Genomic DNA, 25955 nt, shown 5'->3' with positions numbered 1-25955 from the left:
CTGCTCGGGGACGGGAATCGGGCTTGCGCCCCCTTGCGAGAATGGGCGGTCGTGACCACCGAGAAGCACCCCGACGCGAACCCTGACCGGGGCGAGACCCCGCGCGAGGGTGCGCCGCGCCGTCGGGGAGGGCGCAACCGCCGAGGCCGCGGGCGAGGAACCGTCGCGGCGAATGGGCGCGGCGACAGCCCCCGCAGGCCCCCGCGGGTCAATCCCGCGCAGCTCGCCCGCGAAGCGGAGGCGCGCCGCGCCGTGGTGGTCCCCGAGATCGTGTACCCGGAGCAGCTGCCCGTCTCGGCGCGCCGCGACGACATCGCCGCGGCGATCCGTGACCACCAGGTCGTGATCGTCGCCGGCGAGACCGGCTCCGGGAAGACGACCCAGCTGCCGAAGATCGCGCTCGAGCTCGGCCGAGGACGCGCGGGTCAGATCGGCCACACCCAGCCCCGACGCATCGCGGCCCGCGCGGTCGCCGACCGGATCGCCGAGGAGATCAACGGCCCCGGGGCGACGCCGGTCGGGGAGATCGTCGGCTACCAGGTCCGGTTCACCGACCAGTCGTCGGAGCGCACCCTCGTCAAGGTCATGACCGACGGGATCCTGCTCGCGCAGATCCAGCGCGACCCGCAGCTGCTCGCCTACGACACCCTCATCATCGACGAGGCGCACGAGCGCTCGCTCAACATCGACTTCCTCCTCGGGTACCTGACGCGGCTCCTGCCCCAGCGCCCTGACCTCAAGGTGATCATCACCTCGGCGACGATCGACTCCGAGCGGTTCGCCCGGCACTTCGCGCCCGGTGGGCCGCTGCCGCCGCTCGAGCCCGAGGAGGTCATGGGCGCCACAGGTGCCGTGGCGGACGCAGGCGACCGGACGTCGTCCGACCTCGCCGGCGAGGACCCGACGGGCCCGCCGACCGCCCCCGTCATCGAGGTGACCGGGCGGACGTTCCCCGTCGAGATCCGCTACCGCCCGCTCGCGGGCGAGCGGTCCGGCGACGACCGCGACCTCGTCACCGGCATCACGGACGCCGCGAAGGAGCTCATGGCCGAGGGGCCGGGCGACATCCTCGTGTTCCTGTCGGGCGAACGGGAGATCCACGACGCCCAGGACGCGCTCGAGGGCTGGCTCGGGGACCGCGCCCGCGACCAGAAGCGGCCCGACCACGTCGAGATCCTGCCGCTGTACTCACGGCTCTCGGCCGCGGAGCAGCACCGCGTGTTCCAGGCGCACCGCTCGCGGCGCATCGTGCTCGCCACCAACGTCGCCGAGACGTCGCTGACCGTCCCCGGCATCCACTACGTGATCGACCCCGGGACCGCCCGCATCTCGCGCTACTCCAAGGCGACGAAGGTGCAGCGGCTGCCGATCGAGCCGGTCGCGCGGGCGAGCGCCAACCAGCGTTCGGGCCGCTCCGGTCGCGTCGCGGACGGCATCGCGATCCGGCTGTACTCCGAGGAGGACTTCGAGGCGCGCCCGGCCTTCACCGAGCCCGAGATCCTGCGGACCTCGCTCGCGTCGGTCCTGCTGCAGATGATCTCGGTGGGGGTCGTGTCGACGCCGGACGACGTCGCGCGCTTCCCGTTCGTCGAGCCGCCCGACACGCGGGCCATCCGCGACGGCGTGCAGCTGCTCGCGGAGCTGGGGGCGCTCGAGGCGACCCGGGACGGGCGTCAGCGGCTCACCGAGACGGGCCGGGTGCTCGCGCAGCTGCCGATGGACCCGCGCCTCGCACGGATGATCTGGGAGGGCTCGAAGCAGGGCGTCGCCCGCGAGGTCGCGATCGTCGCGGCGGCTCTCTCCATCCAGGACCCGCGCGAGCGGCCCGCCGAGGTCCGCGCCCAAGCAGATCAGGCGCACGCCCGGTTCGCCGACGGGAAGTCCGACTTCCTCACCTACCTGAACCTGTGGGAGTACGTCCGGACGCAGCAACGATCCCTGGGGTCGTCGGCGTTCCGCCGCCTGTGCAAGGCGGAGTTCATCAACTTCCTGCGCGTGCGCGAGTGGCAGGACGTCGTCGCGCAGCTCCGCGAGATGGGCAGGCCGCTGGGCATCTACCTCTCCCACACGCAGCAGCCACACCCCGGTGCGAGCCGGCGGCCCGCCGGGCGCGGAGACGCGAAGGACGTCAAGGAGGCGCGCGCGAACAGGAGCCCGAGCGCAGGAGGCGACGGCGCCGACAGTCCGAGCACTCCTCTCCCGGGCGACGACCCACACGACCTCAAGCACCGGTGGGACGACGACGCGATCCACCGGTCGATCCTCGCGGGGCTCCTCTCGCAGATCGGCATGCAGGAGACCAACGAGCTCAAGGCGTCGTCGTTCGCGCACCTCAAGGGGCCTGCGCGCGAGCAGGCGATGCGGCGCGCGAAGAAGCAGGCACGCAACGAGTACCTCGGGGCGCGCGGCGCCCGGTTCGCGATCTTCCCGGGGTCGCCGCTGTCGAAGAAGCCGCCGGCCTGGGTGATGGCCGGCGAGCTCGTCGAGACGTCGCGGCTGTGGGGACGCGACGTCGCCCGCATCCAACCCGAGTGGGCCGAGTCGCTCGCCGGGCCGCTCGCGAAGCGCACGTACTCCGACCCGCACTGGTCGACGAAGCGGGGAGCCGCGATGGCCGTCGAGAAGGTGCTGCTCTACGGCGTCCCGATCGTCAGCGACCGCAAGGTCCTGTTCGGGTCCGTCGACCCCGAGGGCGCCCGAGAGATGTTCCTGCGGCACGCCCTGGTCCAGGGCGAGTGGACGACGCACCATCCGTTCTTCGCCGAGAACCAGCGGCTGCTCGAGGAGGCAGAGGAGCTCGAGGCACGCTCGCGGCGCCGCGGCCTCGTCGTCGACGACGACGCGCTGTTCGACTTCTACGACGAGCGCGTCCCCGACTCGGTCGTGTCGGCGGCGCACTTCGACAAGTGGTGGCGGACGGCGAAGCGCGAGTCCCCCGACCTGCTCACCTTCACGCTCGAACAGCTCGTGCCCGACGCGGAGCAGGTCGACACGTCCCAGTTCCCGGAGGCGTGGGAGCAGGGCGACCTGACGCTGCCGCTGACCTACCAGTTCCAGCCCGGTACAGACGCGGACGGCGTGACTGTACACATACCCCTGACCGTGCTGAACCGGGTCGTCCCCGACGGGTTCGACTGGATGGTGCCCGGGCTCCTCGACGAGCTCGCGACCGCGACGATCCGTTCACTCCCCAAGCCGGTGCGCGTCCAGCTGGTCCCCGCGCCCGACGTCGCACGGGACGTCGTCGGCTGGCTTCGGGCGAACACGCCGGACTGGGCCGACATGACACGGGCCGGCGACATGGCGGAGCCCTTCCGGGCGGCGTTCACGCGAGCCGTCCGCGAGCTGCGGGACGTCGTCGTCCCCGACGAGGCCTGGGACGGCGCCGCCGAGCGGCTGCCCTCGCACCTGCGCATGACCTTCCGCGTGACCGACACCCGCGGCTCGAACGGCGACACGATCGCGCTCGACGAGTCGACCGACCTCATCTCGCTCCAGCGCCGGCTCGCGCCGCAGGCGGAGGCGGCGGTGCGGTCGGCCGTCCGCGGGGCTGTCGGGGCTGCGCTGGCTGAGGCGGCCGCGTCGTCGAGCTCGGCCGGGACCGTCGCCGAGGGTCTCGGACTGGCCGGCGGGTCGCCGACCGCAGGCCGGCGCCGGTCGGGCAAGCCTGCCTCGACGTCCTTCGACTCCTCGACGCCGTCCGGCCCCGGAGCGCCGGGCCGAGCGGGAGATGCGAAGGGCGTCGAGGAGGTGCGCGCGCACCGGGAGCCGGGAGGCCGAGGTGACGGCACCGACAGCCCGAGCACTGCCGCCCGGCCCGGCGCCGGCCCCGACCACGTGGTGGTCGCCGAGAAGGTCGGGCTGCGGTCGTGGCCCGAGGGTCTCGACGGCGGGGTGCTGCCCGACGAGGTGAGCACCGACCTCGGCGGCGGGACCGTGGTCCGGGGGTTCCCTGCTCTCGTGGAGGAGGTCGACGCGAAGGGCGCGGCGAGCGTCGCTCTCCGGGTGCTGGCCGACGCGCGACTGCGCGAGATGCGGCACGCGCAGGGTGTCCGGCGGCTCCTGCTCGGCGAGTGCGCACTGCAGAGCGGCCGCATCACGTCGCGCTGGAACGGCACGCAGGCCCTGACGCTCGCGGCGAGCCCGTACCGGAACACCGAAGACCTCGTCGCCGACATCCAGCTCGCCGCCGTCATCTCCCTTGTGCCCGCTGCGGGGTCGATCCGCGACGCCGACGCGTACGCCCGGGCCAAGGCCCTCGTGAAGAAGCGGCTCGAGGACGAAGTCCATACCGTCGTCGGACACGTCGTGGCTGCGCTGACGGCGAGCCGGACCCTCGACGGCGAGGTACGGTCCGCGAACTCGCTGGCACTGCTGAACACGCTGACGGACGTGCGCGACCAGGTGGCCGGGCTCGTGGGCGTGGGGTTCATCAGCGCGACCCCGCCCGACCGGCTGCGGCACCTGACCCGCTACGTGCGGGCGGCGTCCTACCGCTTGGAGAAGGCGGCGGCGAACCCGAACCGCGACGCCGAGCTCGCGTGGCGGGTGCACGACGTCGAGGACGCGTATGCGAAGGCTCGCGCGGCGTACGCGGCCGGGCAGCCCGACGCCGCTCGGAGCGCCGAGCTGGCCGAGGTGCGCTGGATGCTCGAGGAGCTGCGGGTCTCGCTGTTCGCTCAGCAGCTCGGCACGGACGGGCCGGTCAGCGAGAAGCGGATCCGCAAGATCCTCGGGGATAGCCACCGGCCCACCGGCCGAAACGGCGGAGGCCGAGACGCCGGAGGCCGATGCGGCGGAGCCTGCCGCACGGAGGACGTCGGGAGCCTCAGGGTCGCAACCAGGGGGCTCCCTGATGTATCCGGGCGCCCGACGCCGTACGTTCGGTCCCATGAGCACCCCCACCCTCTCCCGTCCCCAGAACGACAAGTGGATCGCCGGCGTCTGCTCCGGCCTCGGGCGCCGCTTCGGCATCAGCGCGAACATGGTCCGGCTGATCGCCGTCCTGTCATGCCTTCTCCCCGGCCCGCAGTTCATCGCCTACGTGGTCCTGTGGATCGTCATGCCCAAGGACGCCTGACCTCGCGGCCGGGGCGGCCGCGAGCGGCGGCCGGGACCGGCGTCCCGGGTGGATTCCGGCGGACGACGTCCCGCGGCGGACGGCGCACCCTCCCTACGAGCGAGACCGACCGCAGGTCGGTGACGACTCGCAGCGAGGAGAGAGCGATGAACGTCGAACCGTGGAGCACGATCGGGCCGGGGTCCTCCGGTGTCGTCGTCCAGGGCATCCAGCACCACCTGCGCGCCCGCGGGGGCACCCTCGCGGCCGACGGCTCGTACGGGCCGATCACCGCCGCCGCCGTCACGACGTTCCAGTCGTCGGCGGGCCTGACCGCGGACGGCGTGGTCGGCCCCGCCACGTGGCCGAACCTCGTCGTGCCCGCCCGGATCGGGGACACCGGCGAGGCCGTGCGCGCCGTCCAGGAGTTCGGCCTGGTCCCGTCGCCGGGCGTGCCGCCGCTCGTCGTCGACGGGTCCTACGGGCCGATCACCCGGGATCGCGTGCGGTTCTTCCAGGAGTCCTGGGGTCTGCAGCTCGACGGCGCCGCCGGCCGTGAGACGTGGTCGTTCCTCAGCACGTCGGTCCCCGGGCCGCGCCCGTGGCCGCTCGTGAAGCCCGGCGCGCAGCAGGCGACCAACTGGCGGGTCCTGGCCGCACAGCACCTGCTGCGCCACCACGGCGCGTCGATCGTCGCGGACGGGTCGTTCGGGCCGCTGAGCACCGAGGCCGCACGGCAGTTCCAGCAGGACCTGCGGGCCCGCTTCGTGAGCGGCACGATAGGACAGCTCGACTGGCCCGAGCTGATCGTGACGGTCCGCCAGGGCGACCACGGCGAGGCGGTGCGCGCCGCGCAGACGCTGCTCCCCGGTGGGCTCACGGTCGACGGGTCGTTCGGCCCGCTCACGGACGCCGCCGTGCGCGAGTTCCAGACGATGTTCGCCCCTCCGGTCGACGGCGTGGTCGGGCCGATCACCTGGCACACCCTCACGCTGCGCATCTTCGACTGACGAAGCACGACGGCCCGCCGACCACCTCGACGAGGCGGCCGGCGGGCCGGGACGTGCGGCTGCGCGATCAGCGGCGGGCGACCGACCCGTCACCGCCCAGCAGCTTCTTGGCCTTGCCGAGCTCGAGCAGCACCGTCTCGCCGGTCGCGTCCTCGACGCCGTCGTTGTCGGTGACGGCCCAGACCTGCCCGTCCCCGCCGATCGTCAGGCCTTCGAGCTTCTCCTGCGTCCATCCGTGCGTGGCCCGCAGGTCGGGCAGGACGTCGATCGCGAGCTCCTTCTCGACGGGCGTCACGGAACCGTCGGCCGCGGCATCCGCGGGCAGGTCCACGGTGTAGACGCGCTTCACGGCGGCGGACGGGCCGTTGAGCTTGTCGCGCTCGATCACGGCGACGGTGTCGCCGTCGACGGCCGTGATCTCCGAGAGCCCGATCCAGTCGCCCTCGGTGTCGGTGGTCTCGAGCGGGTACCCGAACCACGTCCACTCCTGGGAGCGGACGTCGTAGCGCCCGATCCGTACGTAGCCGCCGAGCCCGTCGTCGGTCGTCAGCCCCCGCTGGAGCGCGACGAGCAGGTGCTCGCCGGCGGCGTCCGTCGTGCCCGACACCCCCTCGACACCCCACTTGCCGAGCCCCGCAGCCACCTCCGCGGGCAGGGCCACGGACTCCTGCACCACGCCGGTCGCGTCGATGCGCACGAGCGCGTTCTCGGCGCCCGTCGCACCCTCGACACCGAGCCAGAACCCGCCCTGCGGGCGGGCCCACAAGCCCTCGACGTCCAGACCGACGGGCGCGCCGCCGTCCGACACGGTGAGCGAGCGGTCGACGACCGCGGGGCCCTTGGCGCCCGTGTCGAGCGACAGGATCTTCGTCGGCACCTGCGCGGCGTCGGTCGCCGTCCACAGGCGGTCCTTCGCCCGGGGGTCGGCCGACAGCGCGCCGAGCGCGGTCCACCCGATCGGGGCGCCGGCCGCGTCGTCCGCGGAGACGACGGTCGGGAACGCGGGGGTACCGCCGTCCTTCGCGAACCTCGGGCCCAGGCCGAAGACACCGACCGTAGCGCGCACGCCGTCCTCCGCCGAGTCCTCCTCGCTGGACGTCAGCAGCAGGTCTCGCGACGGGACGGGCAGCAGCCCCTCGGGCCCGTTGGTGGTGGCGAGCACCTGGACGAACCGCGGCGCGGCGGGCTCCGAGACGTCGTAGACGGCGACGAAGTTGGAGCGCTCCGACCCGACGAACGCGTACGGGGTGCGCCCGAACGTCGCGACGGCGATGCCCTCCATCTCGACGCCCTTCTTCGCGGCCCGGTCCTCGGTGTGCAGGCCGACGCGGACGGCGAGCCGCTCCATCTCGGCCCCCGCGTCCCAGACGACGTCGCCCGTGGTGGTGTCGAAGACCGACCAGCCCCGGGACCCGCCCTTCCAGTCGCCCTCGTTCGCGGTGGCGACGTGCGTGTCGTCGACCCAGGCGATCGCGTCGGGCTCGCGCGGCACGTCGGTGATCGACCCGGTCTGGTCGATGCCGCCGTCCTTCACGGTGTCGATGCCGCTGACGCTCACCGTCCCCGCGGTGAACGCGCGGTCGATGGTCGCGGTCGCGAGGTCGACGACGACGATCCCGTTGTTCTCCTGGAGCGTCACGACGAGCTTGGTGCCCGACGGGTTCACGGCCACGTACTCGGGCTCCGGGTCGGTCGGGGTGTCGAGGTCCGCGAGCGCCGGCAGGGCCGTGCCGTCGGCGGCGACGAGCGGCAGCGGCGTGGCACTCCAACCGTCCACAGCGCCGGAGAGGTCGAGCATCTGCACGAATCCGGCGGGGAGCTGGGGAAGGTCGCCGTCGTCGAGGCCCTCGGGGGCGAGGTCCTCGTCGCGCTGGTTCTCCATCGCGATCGCGGCCTGGGTGCCGTCGGGGGTGACCACGATCGAGTCCGGCTGGCCGCCCAGGTCGATCGAGCGCACCCGGGTGCGGGTCGCGAGGTCGACCACGTCGACGCGTCCCGAGGGCTCGGTGAAGCTCACGGACGTGTCGACCACGACGAGGACGACGTCGCCCACCACGGCGACCGAGGTCGGCTCGTCGTCGGCGTCGCCGAGCTCGGTGAGGCCCAGCGTCCCGAGACCGACGGGGGCGTCCGGGTCGGTGACGTCGAGGAACCCGATGCGCTTGCCCGCGGCGTCCGTGTAGACGAGGGTCCTGCCGTCCTCGCTGATGCTGGAGATCTCGGCGACCGTCTCCGCGGTCGCGGGCTCGCCGTCCGGCCGGTTCTGGAAGACCGGGTAGGTGGCGAGCCGGTGGAAGGTCTCCTTCGTCCTGGGCTGGCTCCAGGTGTCGGACGACGTCCCTCGGGTCGCGAGCGCGCCCTGCGCCTCCGAGGCCGTGGCGGCCGGGGCGAGGATCAGACCGCCGAGCACGGCGAACGCGCCGAGCGTCGCGACGGTCGCCCTGGCCGTGGAGGTGGAGGTGGCCGTGGAGGTGGAGGTGGAGGTGGGACGGGCAGGACCGGGACGACGACGTCCGGTGCGAGGCATGGGGGCTCCAGGGGTCGGGGGCATCGGCGACGGCGCCTCGGTGATGCGGCAGCGTGGCTGACCCGCCTGTCGTGAACAGCCACGCTCTGCCGCGAGCACCGCCGTCCGGCAGCCTCCCCTGCCGAGGCGACCGGGCGGCGTCCGACGGGTGAAGCACGGGCGACGAGGCGGGGACGGCCGGGTGTCCGAATTGACAGTGAGCCAGGTCACAGGCGACGTTGAGCCATCAGGTGCACCCACCGGTCGCGCCCGCGCACCCCTGCGGGCCCAGGGAAGGACGACGATGTCGAACCCCAGCAACTCCACCCTCTCGGTCGCGGCGATCCTCGCGGAGTCCGCGACGAACCACGCCGACTCCGTCGCCCTCGTCATGGGCGACCAGGAGATCACCTACGCGACCCTGTGGGAGGAGACCAAGGCGTACGCGGGCGCCCTGCGGGCCCGCGGCATCGGGCCGGGCGACGCCGTGGCGGTGCTGCTGCCGAACGTCCCCGACTTCGCGCGCTGCTACTACGGGATCCTCGCCCTCGGCGCGACCGTCGTCCCGGTCCACGCGCTGCTCAAGGGCCGCGAGATCGAGTACATCCTGCGTGACTCGGGGGCGAAGCTGCTGCTCGTCGGCGCCCCGCTGCTCGCCGAGGGGGCAAGGGCGCCGCCGGCGCGGGCGTCGACGCGCTCACGCTGCTGCTGCCCGACGACAAGGTCGACGACGTCCCGGTCCCCCGCCTCGAGGACGAGGCGAAGGCCGCGGAGCCTATCGACACCTACGTCCCGCTCGACCCGACGTCGACCGCGACGATCCTCTACACGAGCGGCACGACCGGCGAGCCCAAGGGCGCGCTCGGGAGCCACCTCGCGCTCGTCGAGCAGGTCAGCACGATCCTCATCGACACGCTGCCGATCTACGCGGACGACGTGATCCTCGGGTGCCTGCCCTTCTTCCACACGTTCGGGCAGACGTGCACCCTGAACGCCGGGCTGCGGGCCGGGGCGAAGATCGTCCTCATCCCCCGGTTCGACGCCGACGCCGCGCTCGCGCTCATGGTCCGGCACGGCGTGACCGTGCTCATGGGTGTGCCGACGATGCACATCGGGATCGTGGCCGCGGCGGCGAAGAACCCCGAGAGGCCGCCGCTGCGGTTCGGCGTCTCGGGCGGCGCGGCGCTGCCCGTCGCGGTGCTGGAGAAGTTCTCCGAGGCGTTCGGCGCATCGGTCCACGAGGGGTACGGGCTCACGGAGACCAGCCCTGTCGCGACGTTCAACAAGATCGGGCGCGAGACGCGGCCCGGGACGGTCGGTACGCCGATCTGGGGCGTGGACGTCGAGATCGCCGACCCGCTGGTGCGGGACGCGATCGAGATGCTGCCCGCCGGCGAGCTCGGCGAGATCGTGATCCGCGGGCACAACCTGTTCCAGGGCTACCTCAACCGCCCGGAGGCGACGGCGGAGGCGATCGTCGACGGCTGGTTCCGGTCCGGCGACCTCGGCACCAAGGGCGAGGACGGCTACGTGACGATCCTCGACCGCACCAAGGACATGATCATCCGCAACGGCTACAACGTGTACCCGCGCGAGGTCGAGGAGGTCCTGGTGCGCCACCCCGCCGTGGGCATGGCGGCGGTGTTCGGGGTCGACCACGAGACGTACGGCCAGGAGATCGCTGCGGCCGTCGTCCTCGCCGACGGCGCCGACCCGGTCACCGGAGAGGACCTCGTCGCCTGGATGAAGGACGAGGTCGCCGGGTACAAGTACCCGCGCTCCGTCCAGGTGCTGCCCGAGCTCCCGCTCGGTCCGTCCGGCAAGATCCTCAAGCGCGAGCTGGTGCGGCGGCTGGAGGAGTCGCGGGACCGGTGAGCGCGCCGTCCGGTGCCCGGGCGACGACGGGGCCCTCGACGGGCTGCGACGGGATCCGGGCCCGCGGGCCCGAAGAAAAGTCGTACGGTGCGGGGACCGGGAGCACCCGCCCCCGGGTGACGACCGGAGGGCAGCATGCGATTCGTGATGGACATCGACCTCGATCTCGTGGCGGGCGACGCCACCGAGGAGCTCGGCCGTGCGCTGCGCTACTGGGCGGGGAACCTCAAGCACTACGAGCTCGCCGAGGGCACGACCGAGGCCGTCATGGACTCCGCGTACACCGCGGTGGGCACGTGGGAGATCACGCGCTGAGCGTGCGCTCCGCGACGGCGCGGGTCGCCCACACCCGGGCGACCGCGGCCGCGGTCCACCGGGCACGGGACCGCGGTGGATCGTGTCGGTCGCGGGGGCCACAGTGGCTCCCATGACCCCAGCGAGCAGCAGCAAGACCGGCAGCAAGACCGCCACCGGAGCCACCGACGAGAACCCGCCGGCCGCCGAGCCGGACGAGCAGGTCGCCGGCCGCTGCTTCGGTGACGGCGACCCCCTCTACGCGGCGTACCACGACGACGAGTGGGGCGTGCCGGTGCACGGGGAGGCGGCGCTGTTCGAGCGCATCGCGCTCGAGGGCTTCCAGTCCGGCCTCTCGTGGCTCACGGTGCTGCGCAAGCGTCCCGCGTTCCGGGAGGTCTTCGCGGACTTCGACCCCCGGACCGTCGCGGGCTTCGGGGAGGACGACGTGACCCGGCTCCTCGCGGACGGCCGGATCATCCGCAACCGCGCCAAGATCGAGGCCACGATCGGCAACGCTCGCGCCCTCGTCGCCCTGAACGACGCCGGCACGAGCCTCGACGAGCTGTTCTGGTCCTACGCGCCCGACCGCGGAGACGGGTCGCGCCGTGCGTCGCGGCCCGCGACCTGGCAGGACGTCCCGGCGACGAGCGACGCGTCGACGGCGCTCTCGAAGGACCTCAAGAAGCGCGGCTTCCGGTTCGTCGGGCCGACCACGATGTACGCCGCCATGCAGGCGTGCGGGTTGGTGGACGACCACCTCGCGACGTGCCCGGTGGTCACCGCACGCGCCTGAGCCTCGAGCTGAGACGAACCTTGACCGCAGGCCCGGGAGCAGGGCACCAATGGGACTCATCCGCGCCGCACGAGGGGCTCGCGCCGTGACCAGATCGTTGTAGAGCGGTATCTAGTACTTGCCTGTTCAAGCACCTCGACCAGTGGTTAGCGTCAGCGTCGACTTACCCGGTACGGGCAGTAGCAGCGACTCCACGGACCGGGATCCGTTCAGCGCCGCGCGACGATGCGCGGCTCCAGAGAGGACCGTCGATGTCGACGCACCTGTTCCGCACGCCCCGGGGCGCCCTCGCCCTCCCCTCACCGCGATCGTCGTCCTGGCCCTGCTGGTCCTCGGCCTCGGCACGTACCTCCTCGTCTTCGACGGCAAGGTGTCCGACGGCGCGACCCGGCTCGACGCCGGAGCCGCTCAGGTGGACGACGGCGCGGCGCAGCTCGTCGAGGGCGTGAGCCTGGCGTCGGCCGGAGCGGGCGACCTCGACGCCGGAGCCGGACGGCTCGACGCGGGGGCCGCAGATCTCGACGACGGCGCCGCACGACTGGCCTCCGGTTCTGCCGACGCCGCGGACGGGGCGTCCGAGCTCTCCGAAGGCGCCGCGACCGCGAAGGCGGGCTCCACCGAGCTCGCGTCCGGCGCGAGCCGCGCCGCCCAGGGCGCATCCGACCTCTCCGAAGGCGCCGGGACCGCGAAGGCAGGCTCCACCGAGCTCGCGTCCGGCGCGAGCCGCGCCGCCCAGGGCGCATCCGACCTCTCCGAAGGCGCCGGGACCGCGAAGGCAGGCTCCACCGAGCTCGCGTCCGGCGCGAGCCGCGCCGCCCAGGGCGCATCCGACCTCGACGACGGTGCGGGACTGGCCGCCGAAGGTGCCGGCCTCCTCTCCCACGGGGCCCAGACCCTCGCGACCAAGTCGGGCGACCTCCGCGACGGGGCGCTCCTCGCTGCCGATGGTGCGCAGAGCGCAGCGGACGGCGCAGGATCCCTCGCCGCCGGAGCGACCGACGTGGACGCCGGTGCCGCCGCCCTCGACGACGGCGCCGCGCAGGTCCGCGACGGCGCGGCTGCGGCGGACGAGGGTGCAGCAGCGGTCGCGGCCGGGGCATCCGACGCCGCCGCCGGAGCGACGCGCCTCGCCGCCGGGGCCGAGACGCTGGCCGCCGGCACGTCATCGCTGGTCACGGGCTCCGCACAAGTAAAGGGGGTGCCGCTCAGGTGGCCGCCGGTGCAGCGCTCGCCACGGACCCGACGACCGGCAGCCCGGTGCTCTCGGCCGGCGCGGCCCAGCTCTCGACCGGCGTCTCCGACGCCGCGGCAGGCTCGGCGACCGCGCTCGCCGGGGCCCGGACGGTGAAGGCCGGGCTGGGCGACCTCCAGGCCTCGCTCGCCGGCCTCGCCGCAAGCACCAGCGACCCGACGCTCAAGGCTCAGCTCGAGGGCCTCGCCGGTGCGGCCGCGCAGCTGTACGGGGGCTCGTCGCAGCTCGTCGGCGACGCCAGCGGCGGGCTGACCCTGCTCAACGGTCGCCTCGAAGGCGCCGTGCCCGGCGCACAGCAGCTCGCGGCCGGCGCGAAGACCCTCGACACCAAGCTCGGCGAGCTCTCCGCCGGAGCCGCCCAGGTGAGCGCCGGTGCGAGCGACCTCGCCGCAGGCACCGTGCAGGTCGATGCCGGGGCCCAGGACGTCGCGACCGGCGCGAAGACGCTCCGCGACGGGAACAGCGCGCTCGCGGCCGGGTCCGCCGACCTGTCCTCGGGTGTGTCCGCGCTCTCGACCGGTGCGGGTGCGCTCTCGGAGGGTGCCGGGACCCTCGCCGACGGGACCGGCCGGCTCGCGAGCGGTGCGGGCAGCCTCGCCGAGGGCTCGCAGGACGTCGCGGACGGCACGCTCCTCGTCGCGGGCGGTTCGGACCTGCTCGCCGACGGCGCCGACACGCTCTCGACCAAGTCGGTCGAGCTGAGCGACGGGGTCAGCCGCCTCAGCACCGGTGCCGGCGACCTCGCCGACGGCAACGCACGCCTCGCCAGCGGCGCCAAGGACCTCGACGCCGGCCTCGCCCGCCTCAGCACCGGTGCCGGCGACCTCGCCGACGGCAACGCACGCCTCGCCAGCGGCGCCAAGGACCTCGACGCCGGCCTCGCCCGCCTCAGCACCGGCGCGGGCGACCTCGCCGACGGCAACGCACGCCTCGCTACGGGCACGCAGGACCTCGACGCAGGTCTGCTGCTGCTCGCCGACGGGTCGACCGCGCTCGCCGACGGCACCGGGAAGATCGCCGACGGCGCGGGCACGCTGAACGAGGGCACGGTGACTCTCGTCTCCGGTACCGCCGAGCTCAGCGACGGCACCGCGCAGCTCTTCGACGGCGCTACCCAGCTCGACGAGGGTGCCGCCAAGCTCGGCGACGGGACCTCCCAGGTCGCGGCCGGGGCGAACGACCTGAAGACCCAGGTCGACGCCAACCCGGCCGGACCCCTCGCGATCGGCGCCGCGGCCCTGGCGGCGCTGTGCGCGCTCGTCGGCGGCATCGCCCTGGTGCGGTCGCGCCGCACGATCTGAGGTCTGAGCACCTCAGGACGCGCGACGCGTGGGCCCGGTTCGGCACGGCGCCGAGCCGGGCCCTCGTTCCGTCCAGGCCCTCGCCGCAGCGGGCCCTCCGGGGTTCGGACCTCGCCAGGTGTCCAGTAAATGAGACAGGTGCGACGATGGCGGCATGTCCTCGTTCGTCAGCGCCCTCGACCTGTTCTCCATCGGCATCGGACCTTCCAGCTCGCACACCGTGGGGCCCATGCGGGCCGCGCGCTCCTTCGCCGCCGACGTCTCCGCGGCCGCCGCGACCGGCTCGACCGGCTCGACCGGCGCAGAGCCCGCCGCCCGCATCTCCGTCGTCCTCTGCGGCTCGCTCGGCGCGACGGGCATCGGGCACGGCACCCCGGACGCCGTCGTCGCCGGTCTGCGCGGCCTCGTCCCCGAGACCTGCGACCCGGACGACGTTCCGGACGGCTGGGAGAAGCTCGGCGAGGGCACCACTGTGCAGCTCGCCGGTGCACCCGACGGCTCCGAGCACGAGGTCACCATGACAACGGCGGACGTCCGCCTCGCTCCCCTGACCCGCCTCGACGGCCACCCCAACGGGATGCGCTTCACGGCGACCGACGCGGCGGGGCGCACCGTCCTCGAGCGCGTCTACTACTCGGTCGGTGGCGGGTTCGTCCTGACCGAGGCGGAGCTCGCCGAGGCCGAGGCGACCGAGGCGGCCCAGCGCGAGGCCGAGCAGCAGCCCGCCGAGCAACCCACCGAGCAGCCCGCCGAGCAGCAGAGTGGCTCCGCACCGGACCGCGCGTCTGCGGAGCACGAGATCGCGCCGACCGACGAGCCCGACCTCCCGCACCGGTACGTCAACGCCACTGGTCTCCTCGCCACGTGCACCGCGACCGGCCTCAGCATCGCGGAGGTCGCCTGGGAGAACGAGACGACGCTGCGCCCCGAGGCCGAGGTGACCGCCGCGCTCGACGCGATCTGGGCGGCGATGAGCGACTGCGTCGACGCCGGGCTCGAGCGCCAGGGAACGCTCCCCGGGAGGCTGCGCGTGCGTCGCAGGGCACGCGCCCAGCGCGACAAGCTCGTCGCCCTCGACGCGGCCGGCGGCGAGACCACGATCGAGTGGCTCCAGGCCTACGCGATGGCGGTCAACGAGGAGAACGCCGACGGTCGCCGCGTCGTGACGGCTCCGACCAACGGGGCCGCGGGCATCATCCCCGCGGTCGGCCGCCACTACCTGCGCACGCACCCCGCGCTCCAGGGAGACGGCGAGGACGTCGCCGCCGAGCGCCGTCGGGCGATGCGCATCTACCTGCAGACCGCCGCCGCGATCGGCGCGCTCTACAAGCGCAACGCCTCGATCTCGGGCGCCGAGGCGGGCTGCCAGGGTGAGGTCGGCTCAGCCTGCTCCATGGCGGCCGCCGGGATGTGCGAGCTGCTCGGCGGCACGCCGGAGCAGGTCGAGAACGCCGCCGAGATCGCGATGGAGCACAACCTCGGTCTGACCTGCGACCCGGTCGGCGGGCTGGTGCAGGTGCCGTGCATCGAGCGCAACGCGATCGCGGCCTGCACCGCGGTGTCGGCGGCGCGGCTCGCGATGCAGGGCGACGGGTCGCACGTCGTCTCCCTCGACACCGTCATCGAGACGATGCGTCAGACCGGGCTCGATATGTCGACGAAGTACAAGGAGACGTCCGAGGGCGGGCTCGCGGTCAACGTCATCGAGTGCTGAACTCGAGCCACCCCCGCACCCGAGGCACCTTCACGACCGAGCTCGTGGCGGTCGAGCCGCCAGGCTCGGACCTGGGACGACGAGACCATGGCGGCGCCGCTACCGCTCGGGGTGCACCGGCTGGGCGGCCAGGACCGCGAGCGCCGTGAGCCGCCCGCGCCAGAACGCCTTCGCGGCGACGACGTCGGCAGGGCCCGCGAGGCCGCTGTGCGTGGCGGACACCCGCACCTTGCCGCTGGGCGTCCCGTCCGCCCGATCGGGCGCCGGGTCGACCGAGAGCAGCACCCGGCCGCCCGCGGCGTCCTCGGAGAGGTCGGTGACCGCGGCGCGCGCCGGCCAGCGCAGCCGCACGGTCTTGCCGGCCGTCACCCCGATCGTCTCGGGCTGCGCGCCTCCGAGGGCGGCGTCGAGCCACGCTGCCCGCGCTGCGGCGTCCGACACCAGGGGGAAGACCGTGCCGACGGTCCCGGGGATCGTCTTGGAGGCGTTCGCCTCGTAGGTGCCGTCGGAGCGCTGGCCGGGGGCGCGCAGGCCGCGGGCCTGCTCGTAGGCGACGGTGACCGACTGCGCCCACCAGCCGTCGACGCCCTCCTCGGCCACCAGCCAGGCGGCGATGTCGCGGTGGGACCAGGAGGTCGCGCCCTGGGCGTCGAGCTTCTCGTACCAGACCGCGCGCGGGTGCCCCGTCGCTGCCTCGACCGCGTCGTCCCCTGCTGTCTGCTCGCTCGCGCGTACCGTCACGCGTCCAGGCTAGGCACGGTCGAGGACGTCCCGCAGCGCGACCGCGAGGCCGTGGCCGTCGGGGGCGGCGACGACCGGCGGACGCGTGGTCCGCAACGCCTCGTCGGGGGCGGTGTCGCCGTCCGTCGGCCCGTGGTCGGGCTCCTGCGACGGGCCACCGGCCCCGGGACCGGACCGGGACCCGCGACCCCCGGGCTTGCGGGCCGCGTCCTTCGCCGGCCGCTGCGCGCCCGTCGTGCCGTGCGCGAGGAGCTGTTGGCCGGGGGTGAGCTGCCGGATCGCGATGCCGGCGACGTGGTCGCGGTGCAGGTCGGACGCCCGCGCGTAGATCACGGGGTCGTGCTGCCCGTCGTCGCCGACGAGGAGCCAGCGCACGTCGGGCAGGTCGCGCACGAGCCGGTCGATCTCGGCGTTCTTGTGGACGGGTCCGCTACGGAACCAGCCCGTGTTGGTGGGGCCCCAGTCGGTGAGCAGCAGCGGACCGGCCGGGTAGCCGTTGGTGTCGAGGAAGCGTCGCAGGGTCGCGGCCGTGTTCCACGCTCCGGTGGAGAGGTAGACGAACGGCGCGTCGGGGTGGGCGGCGCGGATCGCCGCGTAGAGGTCGGCCATCCCGGGGACCGGGGTGCGTGCGCTGGGGTGCCGCGCGAACGTGTTCCAGGCCGCGACGAGGGGACGGGGCAGGGCGGTGACCATGACCGTGTCGTCGATGTCGCTGACGACTCCGAGCCGCTCGCCGGGCGCGACGACCACCACGGTGCCCGTCACGCACTCGCCGGAGCTCACGCGGTAGGTGACCTCGTGGTCGCCGGGCGGCAGGTCCACGTCGATGGTCGCGTGGAGATACCCGCCGCGGTCGGCGACGACCGTCACCGGGGGCGCGGCGGGTCCTCCGACCTGCACCTCGACCCGCTCGCCCGGTGCGGGCGCGGAGAGGAAGCTGCGGTAGCCGCGCCGCTCGAACGCGGCGTCCACACCCTCGGGGCGGTGCGGCGGGGTGAGCAGGACCCGCGCCATGATGCGGACGGTGCCTGATGATCCGCCTGACGCCGTGCCTGACGCCGCCCGGTCACCCCCGTCGCGACGGTGCCGGACGACGTCCGACCGGTGGCGAGGGCCCCGGCCAGCCCGTACCCGGTGTACGGGAGCACGCGCGGCCGCCAGTGCCGTGCGCGCAGCACGCGGGAGAGCGCACGGTGGTAGCGGTCCTCGAGGCGCGCGGCGACGTGAGGTCGCTCGGACTTCTCGGCGGACCGGCCTACGTCGGGCGAGGTCTGGGCCACGGGTCTCCGTTCGGGGTCGGAGGCCCAGCGTACGAGGGCGGGGCCCACCGTCGCCGAGCGGTTGACGTCCAACCCGGACATAAGTAACGTCCTGCCTTGAGTGCTGCAAAAGTAGGATCAGATCACGCAAGCGACTTGCGCAAAGAGGTGCACGTCGCGACAGCATGGTCTGCGGCCCTCGCTCCCGACCTGAGTGTGCGTATCCACGAGCCGGTGGTCACGCCTCGCCGTGCGGGACGCCGAGCACCGGTCCGGACCGGGCCCACGGTCGGCGTCACCGTCATCCGCACGGCCCGGAGGTGACGTCGGCGTGCACCTGCCCCAACGGGCAGGAGATCAAGGGTGATCTCATGCGTGAACTTCGATCGTGGCGGCCGCGAGCGTCCGCACCCCCGTCGACCCGCAGGCGCGCCCTGCTGGCCGGCACGACGGCGACGGCTCTCGTCGCCCCGCTGGTCCTCCTGGCGGCCCCCGCCCAGGCGGTCTCCCCCGATGTCGCCCGCGGTGCCTCGGCGACGGCGTCCTCCCAGAACGCGCCCTATGTCGCGTCCAACCTGACCGACGGCTCCCAGGGCACGTACTGGGAGTCGGCCAACAACGCGTTCCCGCAGTCGGCGACGATCGACCTCGGTGCGAGCTACTCGGTCGAGGACCTCACCCTCATGCTCCCCACCGGCTGGGGCGCGCGGACGCAGACGATCGCCGTCGCGACCTCGACCGACGGCAGCGCCTTCAGCACGATCAGCGCCGCCAAGGCCGTGGCGTTCGACCCGGGGGCAGGCAACCGCGCCGCGCTCGACGTCCCCGACACCTCGGCGCGCTACGTGCGCCTGACGACCACCGCGAACACCGGCTGGCCCGCCGCGCAGCTCTCCGAGGTCGAGGTCCACGGGGTCGCCACCGGCGGCCCCACCCCGACCCCGACGCCCACGACGACGCCCCCGCCGGCCGGCGACACCCAGCTCGCCACCGGACGGCCCGCCGTCGCCTCCTCGACCCAGTGGGTCTACGGGGCGGGGAACGCCGTCGACGGGAACCTCGGCACCTACTGGGAGTCCGCGGCCGGGCAGTGGCCCGCGCGGCTCGACGTCGACCTCGCAGCGAGGTCCGTGGTGTCGCAGGTCTCGGTCGCCCTCGACCCCGCCGCCGTCTGGGGGCCGCGCACCCAGCGCATCGCCGTCGAAGGACGCACCGGGACCGGCTCCTGGAGCACCCTCGCCGCCGCGAAGGACTACGCGTTCTCGCCCGGCTCCGGCAACCGCGTGACCATCCCCGTGAGCGCGACGGCGGACGACGTCCGCGTCGTCGTGTCGTCCAACACCGGTTCGTCCGGGGCCCAGATCGCCGAGCTGGGCGTGCTCGGTCACGCTGCCGGGACGCCGTCCCCCACCCCGACGCCGACGGCCACCACCACGCCGACACCCACACCGACGCCCACCCCCACGACGACCCCGCCGGTCGAGGGACGTGACCTGTCCGCGCAGGCCGCGGCGACGGCGTCCTCCACCGGACCCGGCTTCGCCGCCGCCAACGTGACCGACCGCGACCCCACGACGTACTGGGAGTCCGGCGCCGGGCTGTACCCGGCGACCGTCGCGGTCGACCTCGGCACCGAGGCCGACCTCTCCGGCGTGACGGTCCGGCTGAACCCGGCGTCCGCCTGGGGCCCGCGCACGCAGACGTTCTCGATCGAGGGTCGCACCGGCTCCGGGTCGTGGACCACGCTGAAGAGCTCCGCGAGCCGCCAGTTCGACCCGGCCACCGGCAACACCGTGACGGTCCCCGTCACCGGCAAGGTCTCGCAGGTCCGGCTGTCGTTCTCCGCCAACTCCGGCGCCCCCGGCGCCCAGGTGGCCGAGCTCGTCGTCACCGGGACACCGGCGGCGAACCCCGACCTCGCCGTCACGCAGGTCACGACGACCCCGGCGAACCCCGTCGAGAGCGACACGGTCACCGTCCGCGCGACCGTGAAGAACGTCGGGCAGAAGCCGTCGCCGGCCAGCACGGTCGACGTGCTGCTCGACGGCGACGTGATCGGCACCGCGAACCTCGGGGCGCTGGCCGCAGGCGCGACGGGCACGGCGTCGGTCGACGCCGGTGCGCTCGCCGCGGGCTCGTACACCCTCGGCGCCGTCGTGGACCCGAAGAACACGGTCACCGAGCAGGACGAGACCAACAACCGGCTCGACGCGGCCGACCCGCTCGTCGTGACCGCGGTCCCGAGCTCCGACCTCGTCCCCGTGGTGAGCTGGAACCCCAGCAGCCCCGCGGCCGGCGCCACCACGACCTTCTCGGTCGCCGTCGCCAACCAGGGCAACGTCGCCTCCGCCGGGGGCGCGCACGCCGTGACGGTCAAGGTCACGAACGACTCGGGCACCGTCAAGACCCTCACCGGGGCCGTGAACGGCACGCTCGCAGCCGGGTCGACCAGCGCACCCGTGCAGATCGGCACCTGGACCGCCGCCGACGGCACCTTCACCGTCGAGACGACGGTCGCCGCCGACGCGAACGAGGTCGCCGGCAAGCGCGCCAACAACACGGACCGCCGCTCGCTGTTCGTCGGCGTGGGCGCGAACATGCCGTACGACTACTACGAGGCCGAGGACGGCGTCGTCGGCGGCGGGGCCACGAAGCTCGGCCCCAACCGCGTCGTCGGCGACCTCGCGGGCGAGGCGAACGGCCGGCGAGCCGTCACCCTCGGCTCCACGGGCTCGTACGTCGAGTGGACGACGAAGGCCCCGACCAACAGCCTCGTGACCCGGTTCTCCATCCCGGACGCACCGGGCGGGGGCGGCACCGAGTCGACCATCGACGTCTTCGTCGACGGGAAGTTCACGAAGCGCCTCGACCTGACGTCGCGGTACGCGTGGCTCTACGGCAACGAGACAAACCCGGGCAACGAGCCCGGCGCGGGCGGGCCGCGCCACATCTACGACGAGGCCAGCACGCTGCTGCCGAGCACCGTCCCGGCCGGGTCGAAGATCCGGCTCCAGAAGACCGCGGCCAACACCTCCACCTACACGATCGACTTCATCAACCTGGAGATGGTCAGCCCGGACGCCAACCCGGACAAGGCCGCGTACATCGAGCCCCGGGGCTTCACGCACCAGGACGTCCAGAACGCGCTCGACACGTTCCGTCAGGACACGACGGGCAAGCTCAAGGGCGTCTACCTGCCGGCCGGCGACTACTCGACGGAGCGCAAGTTCCAGGTGTACGGCAAGGCGGTCGACATCGTCGGCGCCGGCCCCTGGTACACCCGGTTCTTCGCCCCGCAGAACCAGTCCAACACCGACGTCGGCTGGCGCGCCGAGAAGACGGCCAACGGCTCCAAGTTCCGCGGGTTCGCCTACTTCGGCAACTACACCTCGCGCATCGACGGCCCGGGCAAGGTCCTGGACCTCAACGGCGTCTCGGACATCACGGTCGACGACCTCTGGGTCGAGCACATGATCTGCATGTTCTGGGCCGCGAACATGGACTCGACGACCATCACCAACTCGCGGATCCGCAACACGTTCGCCGACGGCATCAACATGACCAACGGCAGCGCGAACAACCGGATCTCGAACATCGAGGCCCGCTCGACCGGCGACGACAGCTTCGCGCTGTTCGCCGCCACCGACGCGGGGGCACGGGCCAGACCGGCAACGTCTACGAGAACCTGACGTCGCTGACCACCTGGCGCGCGGCCGGCCTCGCGGTGTACGGCGGGTACGGCAACACGTTCCGCAACATCCGCGTCGCGGACACGCTCGTCTACTCGGGCGTCACGGTCAGCTCGCTCGACTTCGGCTACCCGATGGACGAGTTCGGGTCCCAGGCCACGACGAACTTCGAGAACATCCTGGTCGAGCGCTCCGGCGGTCGGTTCTGGGGCCAGCAGCTCTTCGGGGCCGTGTGGATCTTCTCGGCGTCCAAGCCCTTCCAGGGCATCCGGTTCGACGGGCTCACCATCACCGACCCGACGTACTCCGGGATCATGTTCCAGACCAACTACTCCGGCGGCCAGCCGCAGAACGCGGTCCAGGACACGGTGTTCACGGACACCACGATCACCGGCGCGAAGCAGAACCCCGAGTACCCGGACCGCTCCGGCTTCGGCATCTGGGCCAACCCCATGCCCGAGGTCGGTCAGGGCCCCGCCGTCGGCAAGGCCACGTTCGACGGCCTCACCCTCAGCGGCAACTACAAGGACATCGAGAACCGCACCTCGACGTTCCAGATCGTGCGCACCCCGTAACGGAGGCGCGCGGGCTCAGGGGTAGGTCGACGGCCGGTCGGACGTCGGCCCGCCCCCGGGCCTGACAGGGAACCACGAGCGGGTGGTCGCGTGACGGCGGCCGCCCGCTCGTGGTGCGTCGCGCGACGTGCTTCGCGCGACGTGCTTCGCGCGACGTGCTTCGTGCGACGTGCTTCGTGCGACGTGCGCCGTCAGCGGACGACGTCGTAGACGGCCTTCAGCACGCCGTTGCCGTACGCCGCGGACTCGCGGAGCGCGAGCCGCTGCTCGCCCTGGTGCTCCCTGCCGAAGACGCTCTTGCCGTCGCCGAGGAGGACCGGGAAGACGAGGAGGTTGTACCGGTCGACGAGGCCGGCGGCCGCGAGGCCTCGCGTGAGCTCACCGCTGCCGTGGACGAAGATGCCGCCGCCCTCGGTCTCCTTCAGGGCCGCGACGTCGCCGACGGACCTCAGGATCGTCGTCTCGCCCCACCCGTCGACGAGCGACGCCTCGTCGAGCGACGACGACACCACGTACTTCGGGAGGTCCTGGTAGGCGGCGTGGTCCTCGGAGCGCGACCAGATCGGTGCGAACGCCTCATAGCTGCGCCGGCCGAACAGCAACGCGGAGGTATCCGCGAGCTCCTCGCCCTTGAGCGAGAACGACGCCTCGTCGAAGTCCGTCCGGAAGACCCAGCCGCCCCCCGCGTGCCCCTCGCTCGGGCCGCCGGGCGAGTCCATCACGCCGTCGACCGAGACGAATCCTGTCCATACGAGCTCACGTGTCATCCGCACATGCTCGCACCCTTCGCGTGCCGGTCGCACGCTCTCCCGGACGCTCAGTCCGCGAGCGCCTGCCCGCTCATCGCGTGGATGCGCGTCATGACCTCGTCGGTGAGCTGCCGGCGGGCCTGGGCGGGCCGCACGCCGGCGGTGATCTGCTTGGTCGGCAGCACGGGGACACCGAACGAGACCTGGACGCGGTGGATGCGCGGGAGCCGCTTGCCGACCGGCTGGACCTTGTCGGTGCCGCGGACGGCGACCGGGACGATCGGCGCGTGCCCCGCGAGCGCGAGCCACGCGACCCCCGTGTGCCCCTTGTGGAGCTTGCCGTCGCGGGAGCGCGTCCCCTCGGGGTAGATGCCGAACGCCCCGCCGCGCCCGAGCACGTCGAGCGCGTCCTCGAGCGAGCGCTGCCCCGCGCGGGGGTCGTCCCGGTGCACGGGGATGTGGCCGAGGGTCGAGAAGAACCAGCGCGAGATGCGTCCCTTGATCCCGGTGCCCTCGAAGTACTCGGCCTTCGCGAGGAACGTGACATGCCGCGGGGCGACGATCGGGATCAGCAAGGAGTCGACGAACGACAGGTGGTTGCTCGCCAGGATGACCGGACCGCTCGACGGGATGTTGCGCAGCCCGGAGACCTGGGGGCGCAGGAACGCGTAGGCCAGGAGCGACAGCCACAGCTTCAGCACCCGGTAGGTCATCGGACCATTGTGCACCGGATCTTCACAACCGCCGATGCCCGCGGCTCGATCTCTGGTTGGCGGCGCTACAGGCGCACCGCGGCGCGCCTCGGCTACCGGGTCGCGCGCGGGGGCCGGTACCGCCACTCGAGGTCGGCGTCGGTGCTCGCTGTCCCGCTCGCCGATCGAGCTGTCCTCGCCTGGGTATGTCAATAGTCAGCCGACGCGGACAGGCGGCGGCCCGCTGGGACCATCCGGGACCGCCGCCTGCGTCGTGCTCCCGAGCTACTGGTTGACAGAGAATCCCTGGTCGTTGCCGTACTTCACCTGAGCGTCCTGCCAACTCGCGATCCCGTCGGCCAGTGAGATCGAGTCGTCGATGTAGGCCCTACCGGCGGTGTCCGCGAAGATGGACGTCGCGTAGGACTGATATGGCAGGAACTGCCAGCCCGGCGCGACGTCAGCTGCCGCCTGAGCCAGCACCTCGTTGATCTTCTGACCGCCGAAGTACTCCGGCGCCGCCTCAAGGTACTCGTCGGAGTTGAGTTCCGCAGTCGTCGCGGGGAACGAGCCCTGATCGACGCGCGTCTGAACTCCCTCACCGACGTTGGCGTAGTCGAGGAACGCGTAGGCAAGTTCCTTGTTCTCGCTCGCCTCCATGACGGACAACGCACCGCCACCGTTCTCGGCATTCACGTGTTCACCCTCGATCCACTGTGGCATAGGCGCGACGCGCCAGTCACCCGACGCCGCGGCAGCTCCGGACTCGAGGTTCGGAGGCATCCACGCCCCGGTCGCGAGCGAGGCGATCGTCCCGTCACCCAGGCCTTGGAACCACTCGTCGGTCCACCCGTTGATGTCCGCGATCAGACCCTCATCGATCATCTTCTGCCACTGCGCCGCGAACTTCTGCGAGCCTTCGTCAGAAAAGTCGATCGACACATCGGTGCCGTCGACGGAATAGGGGCGACCACCTGCCTGCCAGATCATGCTCAACGTAAAGCCCGCGTCTCCGGCGTCAGCCGTCATGTAGACGTTGGGGTCCGCTTCGTGCAACTTCTTCGCAGACTCGTAGTATTCGTCCCAAGTCGTCGGGACCTCGATGCCGTGCGCATCGAAGACTGCCTTGTTGTAGAACAGGGCCATCGGGCCCGACCCCATTGGGAGCCCGTAGATTCCGTCGCCCTGCTTGACCGAGTCCCAGCCACCAGGCGAGAACGTTCCGTCCAAGTCGGCCGCGCCGAACTCGGTCAGGTCCGCGAGCGAATCGCTGATCGTGAACTGCGGAATTGCGTAGTAGTCGATCTGCGCGACATCCGGCCCCCCTTGCCGGCAGCCAGCGCATTCTGAATCGAAGTGTATTGGTCCTGGCTCGTACCCACGTTCGCCAGATTCACTGTCACGTTCGGGTATTTCGCCTCGAAGTCCTCTACTACGGGAGTCAGCGTCGGCTCCCAGGCCCACACGGTGATCTCCCCGCCCTTGTCGAGTGCTGCCTGGATGTCCGCAGCGGCATCGGCGGAGGAAGGCGCCTCAGCTCCCGCGTCGTCCGATCCCGAGCTGCAAGCAACGAGGGCGATGGACAAGACTCCTGCTAGGGCTGCGGTGCGCACCATAGTGCGCGGGCGGGAGATTTTCATGGTTTTCCCTCTCACTTCATCGTCGAGGTGAACTGCTCCGTGCGGGGTTGAAGTACCGGGCGATCTGGCCGGAAGGTCGTACTTAACACCCTCTACGCTAGTGACGGGACGCACGGTTGCGGAAGGTGCATTCCCACGACCTACATGGAGGAAACAACGGCCCGGTCAAGGACATGGAGCATCTCTTCCGCCGCCACGGAATGACCCCGGGCGTTGGGATGGTTCTCCTGCGAGAGGAGCGACGACTCGTCGACCCCGCGCGCAAGCGCGCGACGCCAGGCTGCGCTGACATCGGCGACCGGGACGTCGAACTCCGTGCCCAAGCTCCGAATCAGCGCGGCACGAGTGGCAAGCGTGTCCGACGGGTCCGCCAAGTCGCAGCCCGACACCCCGGTGGGCGTCACGAGGACCAGCGGGGTGTTGGTGCGCTGGGCACTACGGACCATGGAGCGCCACGCCCGTCCGACGGCAGCGAGCGGCAATGCCCGATCGTTGATGGCGTAGTCAATGAACAGCAGGTCGGGACGATGCGGCAGCACATCACGATCGAATCGCTCGGCACCCCGCACCGAGTGCTCACCTCCGACAGCCGTCGTGATGCTGTTGAGCACAGCCGTCGGGAAACGCTCGGCAAGCCCTCGATGTACCAGGTGCGGGTACGACTCGAACGGGCGGACATCCGGCGTCCGGTGATAGCCGGCCGGCACGCTGTGGCCATGCCAGACGACGTTGAGCGCCCGATTGTCCGGCCACGCAGCGGTCAGCGCGTGCAAGAGTTCGGGGTACTCCCGCGTCATCGAGTG

The 25955-nt window shown here is 72.5% G+C and carries 14 protein-coding genes and 3 pseudogenes; 10 read left to right on the top strand and 7 right to left on the bottom strand.

What is annotated here, in order from left to right:
• Positions 1 to 51: 51 nt before the first annotated feature.
• The 3 genes and pseudogenes from hrpA to QUE47_RS07370 all read left to right on the top strand — a co-directional run.
• A pseudogene (gene hrpA, locus QUE47_RS07380) lies at positions 52 to 4734 on the top strand (ATP-dependent RNA helicase HrpA); the annotation flags it as partial.
• A 121-nt stretch (positions 4735 to 4855) separates the two neighbouring features.
• Complete coding sequence (locus QUE47_RS07375; protein WP_350227736.1) at positions 4856 to 5080, top strand: PspC domain-containing protein; 225 nt, start codon at positions 4856 to 4858, stop codon at positions 5078 to 5080.
• A complete protein-coding gene (locus QUE47_RS07370) occupies positions 5011 to 6069 on the top strand; it encodes a peptidoglycan-binding domain-containing protein (protein ID WP_350227735.1) in 1059 nt (352 codons plus the stop codon). The genes QUE47_RS07375 and QUE47_RS07370 overlap by 70 nt, the downstream gene beginning before the upstream one ends.
• Positions 6070 to 6136: 67 nt before the next feature.
• Here QUE47_RS07370 and QUE47_RS07365 read toward each other — a convergent pair whose 3' ends face one another.
• Entirely contained in the window at positions 6137 to 8596 is a 2460-nt protein-coding gene (locus QUE47_RS07365; RefSeq protein WP_286219217.1) for an esterase-like activity of phytase family protein, read from the bottom strand.
• A gap of 283 nt (positions 8597 to 8879) precedes the next feature.
• Between QUE47_RS07365 and QUE47_RS07360 the strand changes: the two are divergent.
• The 6 genes and pseudogenes from QUE47_RS07360 to QUE47_RS07335 all read left to right on the top strand — a co-directional run bounded on the left by QUE47_RS07360 (position 8880) and on the right by QUE47_RS07335 (position 15807).
• A pseudogene (locus tag QUE47_RS07360) lies at positions 8880 to 10450 on the top strand (long-chain-fatty-acid--CoA ligase).
• A gap of 144 nt (positions 10451 to 10594) precedes the next feature.
• Entirely contained in the window at positions 10595 to 10765 is a 171-nt protein-coding gene (locus QUE47_RS07355; RefSeq protein ID WP_286219567.1) for a hypothetical protein, read from the top strand.
• 112 nt (positions 10766 to 10877) lie between these two features.
• Positions 10878 to 11540, top strand: a complete 663-nt coding sequence (locus QUE47_RS07350; RefSeq protein WP_286219216.1) for a DNA-3-methyladenine glycosylase I — start codon at positions 10878 to 10880, stop codon at positions 11538 to 11540.
• Positions 11541 to 11682: 142 nt separating this feature from the next.
• Positions 11683 to 12888 (top strand): TrbL/VirB6 family protein, encoded by a 1206-nt coding sequence (locus QUE47_RS07345; RefSeq protein ID WP_286219215.1) that lies wholly within the window; start codon positions 11683 to 11685, stop codon positions 12886 to 12888.
• On the top strand, positions 12798 to 14093 hold the full coding sequence (locus QUE47_RS07340; protein ID WP_286219429.1) for a YhgE/Pip domain-containing protein: 1296 nt from the start codon (positions 12798 to 12800) through the stop codon (positions 14091 to 14093). Before QUE47_RS07345 ends, QUE47_RS07340 begins: the two co-directional genes overlap by 91 nt.
• 154 nt (positions 14094 to 14247) lie before the next feature.
• Positions 14248 to 15807: an L-serine ammonia-lyase gene (locus tag QUE47_RS07335; RefSeq protein WP_286219214.1), complete on the top strand. Its 1560-nt coding sequence runs from the start codon at positions 14248 to 14250 to the stop codon at positions 15805 to 15807.
• Positions 15808 to 15906: 99 nt separating this feature from the next.
• Here the strand turns inward: QUE47_RS07335 and QUE47_RS07330 are convergent, their stop codons facing one another.
• Positions 15907 to 16548: a hypothetical protein gene (locus QUE47_RS07330; RefSeq protein ID WP_286219212.1), complete on the bottom strand. Its 642-nt coding sequence runs from the start codon at positions 16546 to 16548 to the stop codon at positions 15907 to 15909.
• A gap of 9 nt (positions 16549 to 16557) precedes the next feature.
• Complete coding sequence (locus tag QUE47_RS07325; protein WP_286219211.1) at positions 16558 to 17562, bottom strand: App1 family protein phosphatidate phosphatase; 1005 nt, start codon at positions 17560 to 17562, stop codon at positions 16558 to 16560.
• Positions 17563 to 17992: 430 nt separating this feature from the next.
• Between QUE47_RS07325 and QUE47_RS07320 the strand changes: the two are divergent.
• A pseudogene (locus QUE47_RS07320) lies at positions 17993 to 22071 on the top strand (discoidin domain-containing protein).
• A gap of 191 nt (positions 22072 to 22262) precedes the next feature.
• Here the strand turns inward: QUE47_RS07320 and QUE47_RS07310 are convergent.
• The 4 genes from QUE47_RS07310 to QUE47_RS07295 form a co-directional block, all read right to left on the bottom strand.
• Entirely contained in the window at positions 22263 to 22838 is a 576-nt protein-coding gene (locus QUE47_RS07310) for a dihydrofolate reductase family protein (RefSeq protein ID WP_286219208.1), read from the bottom strand.
• Positions 22839 to 22888: 50 nt separating this feature from the next.
• The gene (locus tag QUE47_RS07305; protein WP_286219207.1) at positions 22889 to 23533 is read right to left on the bottom strand and encodes a lysophospholipid acyltransferase family protein; all 645 of its coding nucleotides are present in this window, start codon (positions 23531 to 23533) and stop codon (positions 22889 to 22891) included.
• A 264-nt stretch (positions 23534 to 23797) separates the two neighbouring features.
• Positions 23798 to 24976: an extracellular solute-binding protein gene (locus tag QUE47_RS07300; protein ID WP_350227699.1), complete on the bottom strand. Its 1179-nt coding sequence runs from the start codon at positions 24974 to 24976 to the stop codon at positions 23798 to 23800.
• Positions 24977 to 25292: 316 nt separating this feature from the next.
• Entirely contained in the window at positions 25293 to 25949 is a 657-nt protein-coding gene (locus QUE47_RS07295; protein WP_286219206.1) for an SGNH/GDSL hydrolase family protein, read from the bottom strand.
• Positions 25950 to 25955 lie beyond the last annotated feature (6 nt).

The organism is Paraoerskovia sediminicola (assembly GCF_030296575.1).
GTDB lineage: Bacteria > Actinomycetota > Actinomycetes > Actinomycetales > Cellulomonadaceae > Paraoerskovia > Paraoerskovia sediminicola.
The sequence above is the reverse complement of the archived record's forward strand: the minus strand, read 5'-3'. Positions and strand labels throughout refer to the sequence as shown.

Bases quoted from the DNA above. Each gene is read 5' to 3' on its own strand.
- QUE47_RS07350 (WP_286219216.1), top strand. From the start codon at position 10,878: ATGACCCCAGCGAGCAGCAGCAAGACCGGCAGCAAGACCGCCACCGGA.
- QUE47_RS07305 (WP_286219207.1), bottom strand. From the start codon at position 23,533: ATGACCTACCGGGTGCTGAAGCTGTGGCTGTCGCTCCTGGCCTACGCG.
- QUE47_RS07310 (WP_286219208.1), bottom strand. From the start codon at position 22,838: ATGACACGTGAGCTCGTATGGACAGGATTCGTCTCGGTCGACGGCGTG.
- QUE47_RS07375 (WP_350227736.1), top strand. From the start codon at position 4,856: ATGTATCCGGGCGCCCGACGCCGTACGTTCGGTCCCATGAGCACCCCC.
- QUE47_RS07295 (WP_286219206.1), bottom strand. From the start codon at position 25,949: ATGACGCGGGAGTACCCCGAACTCTTGCACGCGCTGACCGCTGCGTGG.
- QUE47_RS07335 (WP_286219214.1), top strand. From the start codon at position 14,248: ATGTCCTCGTTCGTCAGCGCCCTCGACCTGTTCTCCATCGGCATCGGA.
- QUE47_RS07365 (WP_286219217.1), bottom strand. From the start codon at position 8,596: ATGCCTCGCACCGGACGTCGTCGTCCCGGTCCTGCCCGTCCCACCTCC.
- QUE47_RS07370 (WP_350227735.1), top strand. From the start codon at position 5,011: ATGCCTTCTCCCCGGCCCGCAGTTCATCGCCTACGTGGTCCTGTGGAT.
- QUE47_RS07325 (WP_286219211.1), bottom strand. From the start codon at position 17,562: ATGGCGCGGGTCCTGCTCACCCCGCCGCACCGCCCCGAGGGTGTGGAC.